23 protein-coding genes are annotated in these 18,788 nt (G+C 59.1%); 17 read left to right on the forward strand and 6 right to left on the reverse strand.

The features are described from left to right. Window positions 1-20 precede the first annotated feature (20 nt). Entirely contained in the window at window positions 21-1,271 is a 1,251-nt protein-coding gene (locus N434_RS05675; RefSeq protein ID WP_110756596.1) for a cytochrome-c peroxidase, read from the forward strand. Here N434_RS05675 and leuB read toward each other — a convergent pair. The 3 genes from leuB to N434_RS05690 all read right to left on the reverse strand — a co-directional run bounded on the left by leuB (window position 1,252) and on the right by N434_RS05690 (window position 3,588). After that, a complete protein-coding gene (leuB, locus tag N434_RS05680; protein WP_110756598.1) occupies window positions 1,252-2,364 on the reverse strand; it encodes a 3-isopropylmalate dehydrogenase in 1,113 nt (370 codons plus the stop codon). The genes N434_RS05675 and leuB overlap by 20 nt on opposite strands. 221 nt (window positions 2,365-2,585) lie before the next feature. Beyond that, window positions 2,586-3,191 (reverse strand): 3-isopropylmalate dehydratase small subunit, encoded by a 606-nt coding sequence (gene leuD / locus N434_RS05685; RefSeq protein WP_065114390.1) that lies wholly within the window; start codon window positions 3,189-3,191, stop codon window positions 2,586-2,588. Between the two features lie 166 nt (window positions 3,192-3,357). Continuing rightward, window positions 3,358-3,588: a hypothetical protein gene (locus tag N434_RS05690; protein WP_065114389.1), complete on the reverse strand. Its 231-nt coding sequence runs from the start codon at window positions 3,586-3,588 to the stop codon at window positions 3,358-3,360. Between the two features lie 110 nt (window positions 3,589-3,698). Between N434_RS05690 and N434_RS05695 the strand changes: the two genes are divergently transcribed. After that, on the forward strand, window positions 3,699-4,610 hold the full coding sequence (locus N434_RS05695) for an HpcH/HpaI aldolase/citrate lyase family protein (protein WP_181423902.1): 912 nt from the start codon (window positions 3,699-3,701) through the stop codon (window positions 4,608-4,610). After that, complete coding sequence (locus tag N434_RS05700; RefSeq protein WP_003492695.1) at window positions 4,607-4,813, forward strand: DUF1737 domain-containing protein; 207 nt, start codon at window positions 4,607-4,609, stop codon at window positions 4,811-4,813. The genes N434_RS05695 and N434_RS05700 overlap by 4 nt, the downstream gene beginning before the upstream one ends. A gap of 19 nt (window positions 4,814-4,832) precedes the next feature. On the opposite strand, the gene N434_RS05705 is transcribed toward N434_RS05700, so the two are convergent. Continuing rightward, a complete protein-coding gene (locus N434_RS05705; protein WP_003520258.1) occupies window positions 4,833-5,273 on the reverse strand; it encodes a metallopeptidase family protein in 441 nt (146 codons plus the stop codon). 330 nt (window positions 5,274-5,603) lie between these two features. On the opposite strand from N434_RS05705, the gene rplU reads away from it, so the two are divergent. The 14 genes from rplU to N434_RS05775 all read left to right on the forward strand — a co-directional run bounded on the left by rplU (window position 5,604) and on the right by N434_RS05775 (window position 17,818). Continuing rightward, window positions 5,604-5,918, forward strand: a complete 315-nt coding sequence (gene rplU, locus N434_RS05710) for a 50S ribosomal protein L21 (protein ID WP_065114387.1) — start codon at window positions 5,604-5,606, stop codon at window positions 5,916-5,918. Window positions 5,919-5,958: 40 nt separating this feature from the next. Next, on the forward strand, window positions 5,959-6,228 hold the full coding sequence (gene rpmA, locus N434_RS05715; RefSeq protein ID WP_003492686.1) for a 50S ribosomal protein L27: 270 nt from the start codon (window positions 5,959-5,961) through the stop codon (window positions 6,226-6,228). Window positions 6,229-6,359: 131 nt separating this feature from the next. Then, window positions 6,360-6,992 (forward strand): GNAT family N-acetyltransferase, encoded by a 633-nt coding sequence (locus N434_RS05720; protein WP_110756601.1) that lies wholly within the window; start codon window positions 6,360-6,362, stop codon window positions 6,990-6,992. Further along, window positions 6,989-7,579 (forward strand): GNAT family N-acetyltransferase, encoded by a 591-nt coding sequence (locus N434_RS05725; RefSeq protein ID WP_110756603.1) that lies wholly within the window; start codon window positions 6,989-6,991, stop codon window positions 7,577-7,579. Before N434_RS05720 ends, N434_RS05725 begins: the two co-directional genes overlap by 4 nt. A 215-nt stretch (window positions 7,580-7,794) precedes the next feature. After that, window positions 7,795-8,865 carry a GTPase ObgE gene (gene obgE, locus N434_RS05730; protein WP_065116078.1) on the forward strand — a complete coding sequence of 357 codons (1,071 nt, stop codon included), beginning with the start codon at window positions 7,795-7,797 and terminating at the stop codon, window positions 8,863-8,865. Next, window positions 8,862-10,031 (forward strand): glutamate 5-kinase, encoded by a 1,170-nt coding sequence (gene proB, locus N434_RS05735; protein ID WP_065114385.1) that lies wholly within the window; start codon window positions 8,862-8,864, stop codon window positions 10,029-10,031. Before obgE ends, proB begins: the two co-directional genes overlap by 4 nt. Next, complete coding sequence (locus N434_RS05740; RefSeq protein WP_181423888.1) at window positions 10,024-11,310, forward strand: glutamate-5-semialdehyde dehydrogenase; 1,287 nt, start codon at window positions 10,024-10,026, stop codon at window positions 11,308-11,310. The genes proB and N434_RS05740 overlap by 8 nt, the downstream gene beginning before the upstream one ends. Before the next feature lie 42 nt (window positions 11,311-11,352). Then, window positions 11,353-11,937 (forward strand): nicotinate-nucleotide adenylyltransferase, encoded by a 585-nt coding sequence (locus tag N434_RS05745; RefSeq protein ID WP_081284483.1) that lies wholly within the window; start codon window positions 11,353-11,355, stop codon window positions 11,935-11,937. A 50-nt stretch (window positions 11,938-11,987) separates the two neighbouring features. After that, a complete protein-coding gene (gene rsfS, locus N434_RS05750) occupies window positions 11,988-12,476 on the forward strand; it encodes a ribosome silencing factor (protein WP_110756605.1) in 489 nt (162 codons plus the stop codon). Between the two features lie 158 nt (window positions 12,477-12,634). Next, window positions 12,635-13,117, forward strand: coding sequence for a 23S rRNA (pseudouridine(1915)-N(3))-methyltransferase RlmH (gene rlmH, locus N434_RS05755; RefSeq protein WP_110756608.1), 483 nt, complete (start codon window positions 12,635-12,637; stop codon window positions 13,115-13,117). 158 nt (window positions 13,118-13,275) lie between these two features. Next, window positions 13,276-14,673 (forward strand): murein hydrolase activator EnvC family protein, encoded by a 1,398-nt coding sequence (locus N434_RS05760; RefSeq protein ID WP_065116076.1) that lies wholly within the window; start codon window positions 13,276-13,278, stop codon window positions 14,671-14,673. Then, a complete protein-coding gene (locus tag N434_RS05765) occupies window positions 14,663-15,991 on the forward strand; it encodes a S41 family peptidase (RefSeq protein WP_065114381.1) in 1,329 nt (442 codons plus the stop codon). The genes N434_RS05760 and N434_RS05765 overlap by 11 nt, the downstream gene beginning before the upstream one ends. Window positions 15,992-16,053: 62 nt before the next feature. After that, window positions 16,054-17,250: a divergent polysaccharide deacetylase family protein gene (locus N434_RS05770; protein WP_110756610.1), complete on the forward strand. Its 1,197-nt coding sequence runs from the start codon at window positions 16,054-16,056 to the stop codon at window positions 17,248-17,250. A 55-nt stretch (window positions 17,251-17,305) separates the two neighbouring features. Then, window positions 17,306-17,818 carry an RNA pyrophosphohydrolase gene (locus tag N434_RS05775; protein ID WP_110756611.1) on the forward strand — a complete coding sequence of 171 codons (513 nt, stop codon included), beginning with the start codon at window positions 17,306-17,308 and terminating at the stop codon, window positions 17,816-17,818. Window positions 17,819-17,864: 46 nt separating this feature from the next. On the opposite strand, the gene bfr is transcribed toward N434_RS05775, so the two are convergent. After that, window positions 17,865-18,350: a bacterioferritin gene (gene bfr / locus N434_RS05780; protein ID WP_065114378.1), complete on the reverse strand. Its 486-nt coding sequence runs from the start codon at window positions 18,348-18,350 to the stop codon at window positions 17,865-17,867. Beyond that, window positions 18,316-18,627: a (2Fe-2S)-binding protein gene (locus tag N434_RS05785; protein ID WP_080600126.1), complete on the reverse strand. Its 312-nt coding sequence runs from the start codon at window positions 18,625-18,627 to the stop codon at window positions 18,316-18,318. Before N434_RS05785 ends, bfr begins: the two co-directional genes overlap by 35 nt. Window positions 18,628-18,788 lie beyond the last annotated feature (161 nt).

The raw sequence follows: 18,788 nt of genomic DNA on the forward strand, positions 1-18,788 counted from the left end.
TGTCCCGAGCGTGCCTACCGATGATAAAGCCCCGAATTTTTCTCTCTGCCGCTCTTGCTGCATCCATTCTGCTGGTTCCCTTCGGTGGGGGGATTAACAACATGTTCGCTCACGGCGGCGAAGATTATGCGACGCTGGAAAAGCTGGGCGCAGCGCTGTTTGACGATCCCAATCTTTCGATGAACCGGACAATGGCCTGTTCCACCTGCCATATGCAGGCGGCCGGGTTTTCCGATGCACGGGAGAGCGAGAAGGTCGGTCGGGATGTCTCTCTGGGTGACGACGGTATTTCGCTCGGCGACCGCAATGCCCCGACGGCGGCCTATGCGAGGTTCACGCCGCCTTTCAGCAAGAATTCGGCCGGTGAGTATGTCGGCGGGCAGTTCTGGGATGGCCGGGCCTCCATGCTGGAGGACCAGGCGGGCGGACCGCCGCTTAACCCGCTTGAAATGGGCATGCCGGACAAAGCCTCTGTCGTAAAGCGGTTGAGGGAAAACCCGGATTACGTCGCAGCCTTCGGCACGCAATTCGGCAATGATGTCTTCCAGAGCGATGAAACCGCCTATGCCGCGATGACCAAGGCGTTGGCGAGTTTCGAGCGCTCGGACGAATTCTCGACTTTCGATTCCAAATATGACCGCTTCCTGCGCGGCGAGGAAAAGCTGACGGATCAGGAAGAGCTGGGCCGGGTTCTGATCTCCTCGACGCAATTCACCAATTGCAATACCTGCCATGAAATCCGCGGCGCCAAGGGGCTGGAAGACGGCCTTTTCACCAACCACAAATATTTCAATATCGGCGTTCCCGCCAATATGGCGGTCAGGGCCGTGAATGGCTCGAAGCCCGGTGCGGTCGATCTGGGTTTGGCGCAAAATCCTGAAGTGGCCGGCGATCCGGCACAACGCGGCAAGTTCAAGGTGCCGACCCTGCGCAACGTCGCCGTTACCGGTCCTTATATGCACAATGGCGTGTTCAGGGATTTGCGCACGGTGGTGCTGTTTTACGTGAAATATAAAAGCAAGAAGCCCAGCCGCCAGATCAACCCGGAAACCGGCAAGACCTGGGATGCGCCTGAGGTGCCCGCGAATATCGCCATGACGGAACTGACATCTGCGCCGGCGCTGGATGACAAGCGGGTGGATGCCATCGTGGCTTTTCTGAAGACGCTGACCGACCGGCGTTACGAGCATCTTCTGCCCAAGGAGGATGGGCAGATGGCGGTGCCGCCTGCCCAGCCGGTTCCTGTCAGCGTTACGCCGAAAGCGCCTTGAATTCGGCGAGAACCGCGTCACCCATTTCACCGGTGCCGACCTGACGGCAACCATCGGCCATGATGTCGGCGGTGCGGATGCCCTTGTCCAGCACGTTGGCGATTGCCGTTTCGAGCTTCGTCGCCTCGTCAACCATGTTGAACGAGTAGCGCAGGCACATGGCGAAGGAGGCGATCATGGCGATGGGGTTGGCGATGCCCTTGCCGGCAATGTCAGGAGCCGAACCGTGCACCGGTTCGTACATGGCCTTGCGCTTGCCGGTCTTGGCATCAGGTGCGCCAAGCGAGGCGGAAGGCAACATGCCGAGCGAGCCGGTGAGCATGGCGGCAACGTCGGAGAGCATGTCGCCGAAGAGGTTGTCGGTCACGATCACGTCGAACTGCTTGGGTTTGCGCACCAGCTGCATGCCGCCGGCATCGGCCAGCATATGTTCCAGCTGCACGTCCTTGTATTTGGCCGCGTGGGTTTCGGTGACGACCTGGTTCCACAAAACGCCTGATTTCATGACGTTGCGCTTTTCCATCGAGCAGACGCGGTTGTCGCGGGCGCGGGCCAGTTCGAAAGCGACGCTGGCGATGCGCTCGATTTCGAAAGTGTCGTAGATCTGCGTGTCGATGCCGCGCTTCTGGCCGTTGCCGAGATCGACGATCTGCTTCGGTTCACCGAAATAAACGCCGCCGGTCAGTTCGCGAACGATGAGGATATCGAGGCCTTCAACCAGCTCCGGCTTCAACGAGGAGGCGGCGGCGAGTGCCGGGTAGCAGATGGCAGGGCGCAGATTGGCGAAAAGTTCGAGGTCCTTGCGCAGGCGCAGCAGACCCGCTTCCGGGCGATGCTCGTAGGGAACGCCATCCCATTTTGGGCCGCCAACGGCGCCGAACAGGATTGCATCGGCGGCAAGCGCCTTTTCCATGTCCGCATCGGAAATAGCCACGCCATGGGCGTCGTAAGCGGAACCGCCAACGAGGCCTTCCGAAACGGTGAAGCCGGCATTTTGCGCGCTGTTCATATAATCGATCAGCTTGCGGACCTCAGCCATGGCTTCGGGGCCGATACCGTCACCGGGCAGCAGGAAAAGCGAACGGACTGTCATGAGAACCCTCCTTGGGCGGCGCGCCGGAAAACATCACGAAGGGTTTTCGATGGCGGCGAGCGCGGCGTCAAACTCGTTCCGTCCTGCGCATGCCTGGTCGTATCGCAGCCGGACGGGATCGAGGGCTTCTTATCTCCGCCTCAACGGCTTTTCAAGCAAAGCAAAAGCCGATCCGGTACTGTTTGGTACGGGATCGGCTTTTTTGAAGAGCGGAAATGCGGTCAGGCCCAGGGGCGAACCGAGGCGTTCGCCTTTTCAAACGTGTCGATAGCGCCGGAATGTTCCAGCGTCAGGCCGATATCGTCCAGACCGTTCAGCATGCAATGGCGCTTGAATTCATCGATCTCGAAGGTAATCGTGCCGCCGTCGGGGCCGCTGATTTCCTGGCGTTCCAGATCGATGGACAGAACGGCGTTCGATCCGCGCGAAGCATCGTCCAGCAGCTTTTCGAGGTTCTCGGGGCTGACGACAACAGGCAGAATGCCGTTCTTGAAACAGTTATTGTAGAAGATGTCGGCGAAGCTGGTGGAGATCACGCAGCGGATGCCGAAATCGAGAAGTGCCCATGGCGCATGTTCGCGCGAGGAGCCGCAGCCGAAATTGTCGCCGGCCACAAGAATCTGGGCGTTCTGATAAGCGGGCTTGTTCAGCACGAAATCCGGATTGGGCGAACCGTCCTCAAGATAACGCGACTCGGCGAAGAGGCCTTTGCCAAGGCCCGTGCGCTTGATGGTCTTCAGATAGTCTTTCGGAATGATCATATCGGTGTCGATATTGACCACCGGCATGGGCGCGGCAACGCCCGTCAGCTTGGTGAATTTTTCCATCTGTCGCTTCCCGTGTTTCCCTTGAACAAAATCCGGCACTCGCAAAAAGCCTGCCGGATGTTCTCTGCCGGGAAATACTGCAAAACTTGGCGCTTTAGAAGCGCAAACCCGCGTTCTTCGGTACGCCTCCTGCGGCGTACTGGCATTTTGACCGGATTAAACGATCTCAGAGATCGATAATCGTGCCCTTGCCGTCGTTCCAGACGCGCATGTCGCGCTGGTTGCGGGGCTTTACCGGAATGGGAGCGGGTTTCAGGCGCGCAGACAGCATGCGGGCAGCGCTGAGAACCGCGAGCACGCCGATGAAAGCGACCGTAAGCGACGCGGTAAAAAGAGCGGCCATGGCCAGAATTGCAATGCCGGATGCGGCGATGAAAAATGAACGTATGCCTTGCATGATCCAAACCTTTCTATCCAGATGAATGTGGGCCTTCTTCTTCCGGCTTGCAAGAGGATTCAGTGGATTGTCAGCTTGCAGATGTCACAAAAGCTTGACACAAGTGCGGCATCGTCAATTTTTCCGAAAATATTTCCGTGAGACCACGTCGTTCATTGCTGTCAGTTCCGGCCGTCAATGTCCGGGCACTCGAAAAAATCCGTGAGCTTGACTGCGACGGGGTGATCCTCGATCTGGAGGATTCCGTTGCGCCCGACATGAAGGGCAAGGCACGGGACAATCTGGAAAGGCTGTTTTCGGACGGACTTCTCGCCCGGCGCGAGACCATAATCCGCATCAACCCTCTGTCGACGCCGGAGGGGAAAGCGGACGTGAGGCTTGTGCTTTCCTGCCTGCCGGATGCGGTTCTTTTGCCCAAGGTGGAGCAGCCCGCCGACATCAATGACTTGGCCGATCTTCTCGCCGAGGCCGATGCGCCCGGGCGCCTGAAAGTCTGGGCGATGATCGAAACGCCGTTCGGGGTTCTTAATGCCGCGTCGATTGCCGATGCGGCCCATACGCCGGATGCGCGGCTTGCGGCCTTCGTTATCGGCCTCAACGATCTGCGCAAGGAAACACGCGTTCCGTCCCTTCCTGGCCGCACTTATCTGGTGCCGTGGATGATGCAGGTCGTGCTGGCCGCCCGGGCTTACGGGCTGGACGTCATCGACAGCGTCTCGAATGATTTTCGCGATATGGCGGTTTTTGACGCTGAATGCGAACAGGGGCGCGCCATGGGATTTGATGGCAAGATGCTGATCCATCCTGCCCAGATCGAACCGGCCAACCGGCATTTCGCCCCGGATGAAGCGGCGGTTGCGGAAGCCCGCGAGATCATTGCCGCTTTCGCAAAACCGGAATCTGTGGAATTGAACGTCATCAACATGAACGGTCGGATGATCGAACGGCTGCATGTGGGCCAGGCCGAAAGGCTGGTCGCCATGGCCGATATCATCGCGCAAAGAAAGGCGAAAAAAACGTGAAGGTCTATCGTTTCATAACCGGTCCGGACGACTCCAAATTCTGTCACCGGGTCACCGAAGCGTTGAACAAGGGCTGGGAACTTGCCGGTTCGCCGAGCTATGCCTTCAATGCCGCGAGTGGCGTCATGCATTGCGGCCAGGCCGTGACCAAGGTGGTCGAAGGCAAGGAATACCATCCGGACATGAAGCTCGGCGAGCAGTGAGCGGCGCCAGCCGCCCCGATCAGCGATCGGCGGCGGCCTCGTCGGCGCTTTCCTCGATCCGCTCCATATCGTCGTCCGACAGGCCGAAATGGTGGCCGATCTCGTGGATCAGGACATGGGTGATGATATCACCAAGCGTTTCCTCGTTCTCGGCCCAGTAGTCGAGAATGGGACGGCGATAGAGCGTGATGCGGTTCACCATCTCGCCCGTTTCCATGGTGAAACGTTCGGAGATGCCGCGCCCTTCGAACAGTCCGAGAAGGTCGAAAGGCGTTTCAAGCGCCATGTCCTCGAACACATCATCGGTCGGAAAATCGGCGATCTCGATGATGAGATCTTTCGTCAATGCGCGAAATTCTTCCGGCAGGTGGCCATATGCCTCGATCGCAAGCGACTCGAAGGCGGAAAGCGTCGGCGCATGGCGGTCCCGCCAATCGTCGGTCTGGTCTATGCGGGCCATTTCTGCTCCTTGTTGGAAGGCCCATATAAACACTTGCTGGACAAATTTCGAGACCCGACTGCTTCACCCGCCGAAAAAGCATGAAATTCTTGGCGTTACAGTTACTTTTCAAGCCGTCGTCATCTTGACATAAACGGGCGTCTCGCGTAATCGGCACCCAAATTGATGGCGTAATGCGCCTTCTGTTTATTCCGCCCTTCAAAAGGCGGCCTCACCGGCAGACATTCAAAGGGGCATTCAGTCCTGACGGATTTCCGCTACTCCGACTGATAAAAAGACGGCCAGCTTGCATTTGCGGGCAGAGCCGGAACGAACATGAAAGGATAAAAAATGTTCGCAGTCATCAAGACCGGCGGTAAGCAGTACCGCGTAGCGGCCGACGCCGTGCTGACCATCGAAAAGCTGGAAGCAGAGGCAGGCGCGACTGTAGAATTCACCGAAGTTCTCGTTGTTGGCGAAGGCGCCGACGCCAAGATCGGTGCTCCCTTCGTCAAGGGCGCCATCGTCAAGGCTGAAGTTGTCGAGCACAATCGCGGCAAGAAGGTCATCGCCTTCAAGAAGCGTCGTCGTCAGAACTCCAAGCGTTCGCGCGGCCATCGTCAGCATCACACTGTCGTCCGCATCACGGACATCGTTGCTGCCTGATCGGCGCGACACGGGAAACAAGGTTTAAAGGAGAACTCCAATGGCACACAAAAAAGCTGGCGGTTCCTCGCGTAACGGTCGCGATTCCGAATCCAAGCGCCTTGGCGTGAAGAAGTTCGGCGGCGAAGCCGTCATTCCAGGCAACATTATTCTGCGTCAGCGCGGAACGCAGTGGCATCCGGGCGCCAACGTCGGCATCGGCAAGGACCACACGATTTTCGCACTGACCGCAGGCAACGTGAACTTCCGCACGAAGGCCAACGGCCGCGTATTCGTATCCGTGGCCCCGAAAGCGGAAGCCGCAGAATAAGCCGGTAAGCGTCATATGCAGCCGGTGTCCCATCGACCCGGCTGAGACGTATCAGGTTCAGTCAAGAAAACAGGGGAGATGGGGCACCACCCAACTCCCCTTTTTCTTTAACCTCATGGAGGGACTGAACCATGCAAGCTGAATTGTTGAGGGTTGACCAATCACGGTCACCCGAGGAACGGCCGAGGCCCGATCGGTCGAGGAGCGATTGCCCCGTTTTACTGTCGCAGAGGCTGGTTTTGCGCAAGCCTCACGAAGAAGACATCGACGCCCTTGCCCATCTTGCCAACAATGTCAATATCGCGACCATGGTGTCGCGTATGCCGCACCCCTACACGGCGAAAGACGCCGCGGATTTTGTGCGACGCTCCAAAGCTGGCGAGATTGGCAAGTGCGTCTATGCGATTACCCGCATGGACAATGGCGAGTTTCTGGGCTGCTGCGCGCTCGAACCCCAAGAAGACGAAAAGACGCTGGAAATCGGTTACTGGCTGGGGGAACCCTACTGGAACCGGGGTTACATGACGGAAGCCGCGCATGCGCTGATCGACATGGCCTTCCGCACGCGTGAAATCGACCAGATCGATGCCCGTTGCCGGGTCACCAACATTGCTTCGCGCCGCGTCATCCAGAAGTGCGGTTTCCAGTTCCAGGGCTCCGGCATGGTCGGGTCTCTGGCCCTTGGCGGCATGGTGCCGGTCGAATGGTACAGGCTGGACCGCAAGACCTGGGTTTCGCTGAAGAGCTGGGGGGATATGGGATGAGTGCGCTCGAACTGACCCGACGGCGAACTTCCACCACCGTGGCGCCGCCCGGCCCCTGCCCCGTCATCGAGACAAAGCGTCTGGTGTTGCGGCCGCAGCGGCTTTCCGATGCCGGCAGCATTGCGGAATCGCTTGGCGATTTTGCCGTGACGAGGATGCTGGCCCGCGTTCCCGCGCCCTACCACAAGCAGGATGCGCTGGAATGGCTGGTCCTGCGCACCTCCGGCACCCTGCCCGACTGGGATTTCGCCATTACCAGTGGTGACGATACCCTGATCGGCGTGGTCGCGGTGGAATTGCGGCATGGCGAGTGGCATCTCGGCTACTGGTTGAACCGCTTCTACTGGGGCAAGGGTTACATGACCGAGGCGGTGGCTGCCGTGGTCGAGCGGTTCTTCCGCCGCATGCCCGGGGTGATCCTTCATTCCGGCGTGTTTGCGGATAATCCCGCTTCGCTGCGTGTGCAGGAGAAACTCGGTTTCCGGGTGACCGGCTGCCACCAGATCTATGCCACGGCGCGTGCCGCCATGGTGGCCCATATCGACACGATGATCACGGCGGAAGATTTCATTGCGCCGCGTCGCTGATACCTGAAGAGCATCGGGCCGAAAACCACATACAGTTTTCGGCCCGATGCTTTGAACAGGGCCGGTTTGCCCCGGACCGGCCTTGTCTCGCGCAGGGGCTTCCCGCACGATAGTCTTTGACCTTGCGGAGAAGCGCTTGTATTCGAAACGACAATATTTTTGTTTGACGCAGCGGAAAGATTGCTGCGTCCGAAAACCGACAGAACGGCAGTCCGATGAAATTTCTCGATGAAGCAAAAGTCTATATCAAGTCCGGCGATGGCGGCGCGGGTGCCGTGTCCTTCCGGCGCGAAAAATTCATCGAATTCGGTGGTCCTGACGGTGGCGACGGCGGACGCGGCGGCGATGTCTGGGTTGAGGTGGTCAACGGTCTCAACACGCTGATCGACTTCCGTTTCCAGCAGCATTTCAAGGCCTCGATCGGACAGCACGGCATGGGCAAGACCCGCACCGGCGCCAAGGGGTCGGATGTGGTGCTGAGGGTGCCGGTGGGCACGCAGATTTTCGAGGAAGATAACGAGACGCTGATCGTTGACCTTACCAAGGAAGGCCAGCGCTTCCGTCTCGCCGCCGGCGGTAATGGCGGCTTCGGCAATGCCTATTTCAAGTCGTCCACCAACCAGGCGCCCACCCATGCCAATCCGGGCCTTGCGGGCGAGGAAAAGACGGTCTGGCTTCGCCTGAAGCTGATCGCCGATGCCGGTCTCGTCGGCCTGCCTAATGCAGGCAAGTCCACTTTCCTTGCGACCGTGACCCGCGCACGGCCGAAGATCGCCAATTATCCCTTCACCACGCTGCATCCGAACCTTGGCGTTGCGACCATTGATGGCCGCGAATTCGTGCTTGCCGATATTCCCGGCCTGATCGAAGGCGCGCATGAGGGTGTCGGCATCGGTGACCGCTTCCTTGGTCATGTCGAGCGCACCCGCGTGCTTCTGCATCTCGTCTCCGCACAGGAAGAAAAAGTCGGCAAGGCCTATAAGACGGTCAAGGCCGAGCTGGACGCCTATGGCGGCGGGCTGACGGACAAGGCGGAAATCGTCGCGCTGTCGCAGATCGACGTGCTGGATGAAAAAGAACTTAAAAAGAAGGCCAAGGAACTGGAAAAGGCCTGCGGCCGCCCGCCGCTTCTTCTGTCGGCTGCCGCGCATATCGGCATGACGGAGGCGTTGCGCGCCCTTCGCGACATCATCGTTTCGGCGAGCAATGGCGGCGAAACCGCACTTCCCGACCGGTCGATGCCGCATGAGGACAGCGAGGCCGAGGAAGGGGACGACCGCCTATGAGCCTGACGCGCAAGCCGCTGGCGAGCCACCACCGGATCGTCATCAAGATCGGATCGGCGCTTCTGGTGGACCGGAAGACCGGCCTGAAGAAGGACTGGCTCGATGCCATCTGTGAGGATATCGCCGCGCTGAAGAAAAACGGTGCGGATGTTCAGGTCGTGTCTTCGGGCGCGATTGCGCTTGGCCGCACTGTGCTCGGCCTGCCTTCCGGCGCATTGAAGCTGGAAGAAAGCCAGGCGGCGGCGGCTGTCGGGCAGATTGCGCTGGCGCGGGCATGGTCGGAAAGCCTGTCGCGGCACGAAATCGTCGCCGGGCAGATTCTGTTGACGTTGTCTGACACCGAAGAGCGGCGCCGTTATCTCAATGCGCGCGCCACGATCAATCAGCTCCTGAAAATCGGCGCTATTCCGATCATCAATGAAAACGATACCGTGGCGACCACCGAAATCCGTTATGGCGACAATGACCGTCTTGCGGCGCGCGTGGCGACCATGACGGGTGCGGATCTGCTGGTCCTGTTGTCGGATATTGACGGGCTTTATACGGCCCCGCCGCATCTTGATCCGGATGCAAAATTCCTTGAGACGATCGCTGACATCACCCCCGAAATCGAGGCCATGGCGGGCGGGGCGGCCTCCGAGCTTTCGCGCGGCGGCATGCGCACCAAGATTGATGCCGGCAAGATCGCGACCGCTGCCGGCTGCGGCATGATCATCGCCTCCGGCAAGACGCTCAATCCGCTGAAGGCCATTGAAAATGGCGCCCGTTCCTCGTGGTTTGCGCCATCAGGCACGCCGGTGACAGCGCGCAAGACCTGGATTGCCGGGCAATTGCAGCCGGCGGGCGAAATCCACGTGGATGCCGGCGCGGAAAAGGCCCTTTATGCCGGCAAAAGCCTGCTTCCTGCGGGCGTGCGGACGGTGAAGGGCAATTTCGGACGCGGTGATGCGGTTGCCATTATCGGTGTCGAAGGTCGTGAGATTGCGCGCGGTCTTGCGGGTTATGACGCGGAAGAGGCGCGTCTCATCATCGGTCACAAGTCCAACGAGATCGAGGCGATCCTCGGTTATGTCGGGCGGGCGGCGATGATCCATCGTGACGACCTCGTGATGACCGGCGCTGCCGTCAAAGTTAAACATGCAAAGAAGGATGAGATCCATGCCTGAACAGGCCGTGAAGCAGAGCCATGATATCGACGCGCTGATGATGACCATCGGCGCTCAGGCAAAAGCTGCTTCGCGACCGTTGTCCATCGCCGGCACCGACCAGAAGAACCGCGCGCTTCTCGCCATGGCATCCGCCATCGAGGCGTCGAAGGAAGCGATCCTCGCTGCCAACAGCAAGGATCTGGCGGCGGCGGAAACCGCCGGTCTTGCTGCTTCCTTCGTGGACAGGCTCACGCTCAACGATGCGCGGATCGCTGGTATCGCCGAAGGTATCCGCTCGGTTGCGGCGCTGCCCGATCCGGTCGGCGAGGTCATCGCCGCCTGGGATCGTCCGAACGGGCTGAAGATCGAGCGCGTACGCACGCCGCTTGGTGTTATCGGCGTCATTTACGAAAGCCGCCCGAATGTAACGGCGGATGCCGGCGCACTTTGCCTCAAGGCCGGCAATGCGGTCATCCTGCGCGGCGGCTCGGATTCGCAATATTCATCGCGTGCTATCCATGCCTGCCTCGTGGAAGGTTTGAAGATTGCCGGGCTTCCCGAACATGCCATTCAGCTGGTGCCGGTGACAGATCGTGCTGCGGTCGGCGCGCTTTTGGGCGGATTGAACGGCACGGTTGATGTGATTGTGCCGCGCGGCGGCAAAAGCCTGGTTGCGCGGGTGCAGTCTGAGGCACGGGTGCCCGTCTTCGCCCATCTGGAAGGCATTTGCCATATCTATGTCGATGCCTCGGCCGATCTCGATATGGCGAAACGCATCGTCGTTAATGCCAAAATGCGCCGCACCGGTATTTGCGGGGCGGCAGAGACATTGCTGGTCGATGCCGCCGCTGTCTCCACGCATCTCGCGCCGCTCGTTAATGACTTGATTGCGGCCGGTTGCGAAGTACGTGGCTCGCAGGCGGTTCGAAGCGTGGTTGAGGGCCTGAAGGCCGCGACGGAAGAGGACTGGCGGACCGAATATCTCGATGCGATCATTTCGGTCGCGGTGGTTGAGGGTATTTCAGGTGCGATCGATCACATCGGCACCTATTCGTCCAACCATACCGAGGCTGTAATCGCCGAAGACCCTGATGTGGTCGAGCGCTTCTTCAATGAACTCGATTCGGCCATTCTGCTGCACAATGCCTCGACGCAATTTGCCGATGGCGGCGAATTCGGCATGGGTGCGGAAATCGGTATCGCCACGGGCAAGATGCACGCGCGCGGTCCCGTCGGTGTCGAGCAGCTTACCTCGTTCAAATACCGTGTGCGCGGCACCGGCCAGACACGGACCTGATATTTGCCGACCGGGAAGCGCCTCGACAGACGTTATCTCACCATGCCGCATGCGGAGCGCGGCATGGTTGTCGGTCTGTTCGGCGGTTCCTTTAATCCGCCGCATGCCGGCCATGCGCTTGTTGCCGAGATCGCGCTGCGGCGGCTGGGTCTCGACCAGCTCTGGTGGATGGTCACGCCCGGCAATCCGCTGAAAAGCCGCTCAGAACTTGCGTCGCTTGAGGACCGCATCGCTGCCTGCGAAAAGCTTGTCAGCGATCCGCGCATCAAGGTGACTGCTTTCGAGAAATCGCTGGGCATCAGCTACACGGCCAACACGCTTGCGAAGGTGAAGGCGAAAAATCCGCATGTCCGCTTCATCTGGATCATGGGGGCCGACAATCTGAAAAGTTTTCACCGCTGGCAGAAATGGCGGACGATCGCAGAAACATTTCCGATTGCCGTCATCGATCGGCCAGGTTCCACTTTGTCCTACCTCTCCTCGACCATGGCGCATGCTTTCAGCCAGGCGCGGATAGATGAGGATGACGCGGGGGTGCTTTGGAAAAAACGGGCGCCTGCCTGGGTCTTCATTCACGGTCCCCGTTCCACGCTCAGTTCCACGGCGCTGCGCAATAATCACAAATGATGTATGGGGCGGCGGTTGCAGGCTCCATATCTTGAAAAGTTAATGGTTTGATGCCACCTTTATTGTGTGACGCAGAGAATCGCGTCGCCAGTATCTGTTTTGTCATTCTTGGAAAGGGAAAACCTCTGACAACAGTACACAGCAAGGGAAGAGCATTCGTTGCTATCCCGAAGGGCCAGGACAGTGGCGCCGATGCCGCCGGCCATGCTCTCGACACCGTCCTCGCGAGCCTTGAGGACTCCAAGGCCGAAGATATCGTATCTCTCGACATTGCCGGAAAATCGGCGCTTGCGGACTACATGGTGGTGGTCTCCGGGCGATCGAACAGGCATGTCTCGGCGATCTGCGAGCATCTTCTCAGGGATATGAAGGATGAAGGGTTCGGAAACGCCCGCGTTGAAGGTCTCGAGACCGGAGACTGGGTGCTGATCGACACCGGCGATATCATCGTTCATGTGTTCCGTCCGGAAATCCGCGCCTTCTACAATATTGAAAAAATGTGGGCGACGCCGGACATGCCGGAAGAAACGCTGCATTGACCCGGTAGGCCCTGGATCGAGCGCATCCCCGTTGCCGAAGGTCGTCTTCGACTTCGGAAGGGTGCCTCTGGCCGGAAATCAAACCGGCCGCATAGGAATCCGCAGGCCAAGCTGCTAAGAGCGGGACCCTGTTGGGTCACGAGAAGTGCGGGTTTGCGATGCGGATTTCGATTTTTGCGGTGGGACGGCTGAAATCCGGCCCGGAAAAGGATCTTGCGTCCCGTTATATCGAGCGTCTTGCGAAGACCGGCCCGGCGATCGGGCTGGAGTTTTCGCGGGTGATCGAAGTGGCGGAAAGCCGGGCATCGAATGCGGAAACGCGCAAGCGCGAAGAAGCCGCGATGCTGGAAAAACATCTCCCCGACGGCACGGTGCTCGTCTTGCTGGACGAGCGCGGCAAGGCGCTGGACAGTCCTGCCTTTGCTTCGTTTTTTGGTGACCTGCGTGACAGCGGCAAGCGCGAACTCGTTATCGCCATAGGTGGCGCTGACGGGCTGGATCCGGCCCTTTACGACAGGGCCGCCGCCGTTATCAACCTCGGCAAGCTTACCTGGCCGCACCAGATCGTTCGTATCCTGATTGCCGAGCAGCTTTACCGCGCCGTCACCATTCTCTCAGGCCATCCCTATCACCGGGTTTGAACGGTTCGGATGAGGATTGGCGTCTCAATTTCAACATGAAGCTTCGCGACACGACAGGCTGCGGACGGCTCTGCCGCCGTGATCTTTCAGGCCTCTTGGAAGATCGCGGCAAAATCCCTAATATCGCCGCTTCTGCTTCGGCATCAAAGAAAGTTCAAATGGACAACAGGTCTCAACGAAAACGGCACGCTGCCCTTGCGGGCGCGGTTATTGCTGCTTTCGTCATGGGGATCGGTCCGACCTATTCGCGCGATGATGCGGGCGCCGTTCCGGCCGAAAATGGCGATTCATCTCCGGATGCACTGCAGGCACTGGAAAAACGCCGTGACCAGAACCGGCAGGATCTGGAGGAACTGGTCGACAGCATCGGTCTTTCGGAAGACAAGACCCGCAATCTCGAGGAGAGCATTGCTGCCCTCAATCAGGATAGCGCTCGCATCCGGGAAGAACTGATTGCATCCGCTGCCCGGCGCAGGGCGCTGGAGACCAGGATCAGCGACGGCGAGGATCGTCTGGCCAAGCTCTCCGTTCGCGAAGACGGTGTCAAGGCGTCGTTGCGTGAGAGGCGTGGCGTGCTGGCCGAGGTTCTGGCGGCGCTGCAACGGATGGGTCGCAATCCGCCCCCTGCCCTGCTGGTCTCACCGGAGGATGCGCTTGCTTCGGTGCGCAGCGCCATTCTTCTCGGTGCCGTCGTTCCAGGTATTCGCGGTGAAACGGACAAGCTCGTCGCCGCTCTCAAAGAATTGACTGATCTCAGGCAGGCAATCGCTCGCGAAAAGGATGATCTTACGGGTATGATGACGGCAAGTCTGGAAGAGGAAAAACGCCTCGACCTGCTGATTGCCGAAAACGACCGCAAGAATACGCAGACGGCGGCGGAACTGGAGGCGGAACGCAAGCGATCCGAGGAGCTTGCAAGCAAGGCGACCAGCCTGGAAGGCCTGGTCAGTTCGCTTGAAGGCGAGATCACCTCGGTGCGGGAAGCAATGGAAAAGGCACGCGCGGAAGAGCAGCGCGTGGCGCGTCTTTCCGAGGCTGAACGTGAAAAGGAGCGTGCCGCGGCCGCGGCTGGAATGCCTGATAAAAACCGCATTGCGCCCGCATATCCCTTCGCGAGTTTGAAGGGAAAGCTGGAGGTGCCGGTTGCGGGCGAAGTGCTGCGGCGTTTCGGCGATGCGGACGGTACGGGCCACTTTTCCAAGGGGATTGTCGTTGCGAGTGGGCCGGAAGCCATCGTGACGGCGCCTGCGGACGGCTTCGTGGTGTTTGCCGGAGATTTTCGCAGTTACGGACGGATGATCATCCTTAATACGGGTGATGGATATCATGTGGTGATGACGGGCATGGACAATGTGAGGACACGGCAGGGAATGTTCGTGTTCTCGGGAGAGCCCATCGCCTCCATGGGTGCAAAAAGAGTAGCGAGTGCAGCAGCATTGGCGCTGGAAACCGACAGGCCAACGCTCTACATTGAGTTCAGGAAAGATGGTGTGCCGGTTGATTCCCAACCGTGGTGGACCGCAAAAAATACCGGAAGGGCGCACAATGATTCGTAAGGTTTCGCTTCTCCTTATCGGTGGGCTTATGGGCGCCACGGCGATGAGCGTGATTTATTCGGCGAGCATGCCGGCACAGGCGGCCGGGCCTTCGACCTACAAGGAACTGTCGATCTTTGGCGACGTGTTCGAGCGCGTGCGCGCACAATATGTGACGCCGCCCGATGACGAGAAGCTGGTTGAAAATGCCATCAACGGCATGCTCAGCTCTCTCGATCCGCATTCCAGCTTCATGAATGCCAAGGATGCCAACGACATGCGCACCCAGACAAAGGGTGAATTCGGCGGTCTCGGCATCGAAGTGACCATGGAGAACGAGCTCGTCAAGGTGATCTCGCCGATGGACGATACGCCGGCTTCGCGTGCGGGTATCCTTGCCGGTGACTTCATTTCGGAAATCGACGGCACGCCCGTTCGTGGTCTCAAGCTCGAACAGGCCGTCGAAAAGATGCGCGGCGCCGTCAAGACGCCTATCAAGCTGACGATCATCCGTCAGGGCGCCGACAAGCCGCTCGACATCACTGTCGTGCGCGATGTCATTGCCGTGCGGGCGGTCAAGTCCCGTGTCGAGGGTGACAACGTCGGTTATCTGCGGGTCATCTCCTTTACCGAGAAGACCTATGACGATCTCGAAAAGGCTATCAAGAAGATCAAGGCGGATGTGCCGGCCGACAAGCTGAAGGGCTATGTGCTTGACCTGCGCCTTAACCCGGGTGGCCTGCTCGACCAGGCGATCAACGTTTCCGACGCTTTCCTTGAGCGCGGTGAAGTCGTTTCGACCCGCGGCCGCAATCCCGACGAGACACGCCGCTTCAACGCGACGGCAGGCGATCTGACCGACGGCAAGCCGGTGATCGTCCTCGTCAACGGCGGTTCGGCTTCGGCTTCGGAAATCGTTGCCGGCGCCCTGCAGGATCTGCGTCGTGCGACCGTGGTCGGTACGCGTTCCTTCGGCAAGGGATCCGTTCAGACGATCATTCCGCTCGGTGAGGCAGGTGCGCTGCGTCTGACCACGGCGCTTTATTACACGCCATCGGGCAAGTCTATCCAGGGCACGGGCATCGAGCCGGACATCAAGGTGGAACAGCCGTTGCCGCCGGAATTGCAGGGCCGTGTCACCTCCGAGGGCGAATCCAGCCTTTCCGGCCATATCAAGGGCCAGAGCGAGACCGATGAAGGTTCGGGCTCCTCCGCCTATGTGCCGCCGGAAGCCAAGGACGATATCCAGCTCAATTATGCGCTGGACCTGTTGCGCGGCGTCAAGACGGATCCGTCCTTCCCGCCGAACCCGGACAAGGCTGTGGTCAACAAGCAGTAAGATAGTGCGCCGGCCAGCCGGCACATTTTCTTGAATGCCCAACCATTTGGACGGATCGTTCATTGCCTTCGGACCTGCGAAAACCGCTTCTGGGTCGTCAGAAAAAAAGCGCCGGTATCAACCGGCGCTTTTCCGTCATTATGGTTTTGTCTGCGCTTGCGGTTCTTTCGATCGGCGGCCTCTCCGTCTATACGGCGCTTTCGCCCGGCAACCTGCAGAAGACGGCCTCCGGGCCTGAGGCGACGCCGCCGCTGGCTGCAAAGGCGCCTGAGACAGCAGTTGCGGAACAGGCTGCCGGCGAAAATGCAGGCCTGCAGACGCAAAGCGGCCGTTCCGGCGCCAATATCAATCGCGCAACCATGCCGGATGGCAATGTGGTATCCGTTTATTCTCCCCGGCCCCGTGACGGCGAGGGGCCGGTGCTGATGAGCGGGCAGACCTATGGCCAGGATCCGCGCATGGCCATGCGCCCCAATGAAGAGCTGCTGGAAGAGACTGCGTTTGGCAGGCTGCCCGTCGTTGGTGCAGATGGCCTGCGACCGATGGAACAATATGCCCGGCCATGGTCCGGCGCGCGCGGCACCCGGGTGGCGATCGTGGTCGGCGGTCTCGGCCTAAGCCAGACAGGTTCGCAAAAAGCGATCCGGGAATTGCCGCCGGAGGTAACGCTTGGTTTTGCCGCGAGCGGCAACAGCCTGCAGCGGTGGATGCAGGAAGCGCGCCGTGAGGGGCATGAAATCCTTCTCCAGATACCGCTGGAGCCTTTCGGTTATCCCGGCACCAATCCCGGGCCGGACACGTTGCTGGCCGGCGATCCGGCTAAGGTCAATCTTGACCGGCTGCATCGATCGATGGCGAAGATCACCAATTATACCGGCATCATGAATTACCTGGGCGGACGCTTTCTGGCCGAGCAGGCGGCGCTGGAGCCGGTGATGCGCGATATCGGAAAACGCGGTCTGCTGTTTCTGGATGACGGTTCCTCGGCGCAGTCGCTGAGCGGCGGAATTGCAAAGGCCATCTCCGCCCCACAGGGATTTGCCGATATTCTGCTCGATGGTGAAGTGACCGAAGCTTCTATCTTGCGCAAGCTGGACGAGCTGGAGCGCATTGCCCGCCGCAATGGCCAGGCAATTGGTGTCGCATCGGCTTTTGACGAGAGTATTGCGGCGATCTCCAAATGGTCGCGTGAAGCCGGGGGCCGCGGCGTCGAGATTGTCGGCGTTTCTGCGCTTGTTTCGGAGCCGGCGGGGCAGTAAACCTTGCCTGCGGCCATTTCCGCGCCTTTCAGCGCTCAGACAATGCGGGTTTCCCATGACAATCAAAGCAGAAGATTTGCCTTACCGTCCCTGCGCGGGAATAATGGTTTTGAATGCCGAGGGCCTCGTCTGGGCTGGCCGGCGCATCCGGGAAGGCAATTCCGAATATGACGGCTCACCGCAATTGTGGCAGATGCCGCAGGGCGGCATTGACGATGGCGAACGGCCTTTGACAGCTGCCATTCGCGAGCTTTACGAAGAGACAGGAATGAAATCGGTGACGCTGCTGGCAGAAGCAAGCGACTGGATTCATTATGATCTGCCGCCCGAGTTGATCGGTATCGGGTTGAGAGGCAAATATCGCGGGCAGGCGCAGCGCTGGTTCGCCTTCCGCTTCGAAGGCGACGAAAGTGAAATCCAGATCGACCCGCCACCGACGGGACATACGGCTGAATTCGATGCCTGGGGCTGGAAGCCCATGGAAAGCCTGCCGGAACTGATCGTTCCGTTCAAGCGTGCTGTCTATGAGAAGGTGGTTACGGAGTTCCGTCACCTCTCCGGCAAATAAAAAAGGCGGCCCCGTGGCCGCCTTTTCCCTGTCCGATGCTGAGAGCTTATTCCGCTTCGTTGGCGGAATCGGCGTTGAGCTGGCCGTATTTTTCCTCACCGATTTTGCCGAGCAGTTCGAGCTGGGTTTCGAGGAAGTCGATATGGCCTTCCTCGTCGATCAGCAGGGTTTCGAACAGCTTCATGGAGACGTAGTCGCCGGCCTCGTGACAGATGTCACGGGACTTCTTGTAGGAGGTGCGGGCGTCGTATTCACCGGCCAGATCGGCCTCGAGTACTTCCTTGACGTTCTGTCCGATGCGCAGGGGAGCAAGGGTCTGAAGGTTGGGATGACCTTCAAGGAAGATGATACGATCGATGATCTTGTCGGCGTGCTGCATCTCTTCGATGGATTCAGCGCGCTCCTTCTTTGCGAGCTTGGTGTAGCCCCAGTCGTTCAGCAGCCGGTAATGAAGCCAATATTGGTTCACCGCGCCGAGTTCGAGAAAAAGGGCCTCGTTAAGCCGCTCGATGACTTTTTTGTCGCCTTTCAATGTCCGCTCTCCTGTTCTCTTCATGGAATCGCTTCAAGCGGGACATAAAATCAAAAACATCGGCCTCAGTCGAGTGGCGACGGGCGTGATATTCTTCGGTGGTCTTGATGATCAGGTCGACAACGGTCGGAAAACAGCCGCAGCAGCGACCGCGTTTTTCCATGGCGTGATACACTTTTGCAGGAACAATCAGCTGCCAACAGTCCTCATCGAGGAGTTCGTTGATGACGTCCCGGATATCGTGATCGGTGATGTAATTGCAGCTGCAAACCAGCATGATGGACTGCCTGTATGACGCAACACGTTGTTTTCGTTCTTAAACCAAAACAGGACACCAAATGTCAAGAAAAACCTATTTTTGAATCGGCAGGAGATTTCTAGACTCATTCTAAACTATACAAAAACTATCGTATTTTCATTGGCTTAGCGATTGTCATT

This window comes from Rhizobium sp. UGM030330-04, from assembly GCF_003208455.1.
Taxonomy (GTDB): Bacteria; Pseudomonadota; Alphaproteobacteria; order Rhizobiales; family Rhizobiaceae; genus Agrobacterium; species Agrobacterium rhizogenes_A.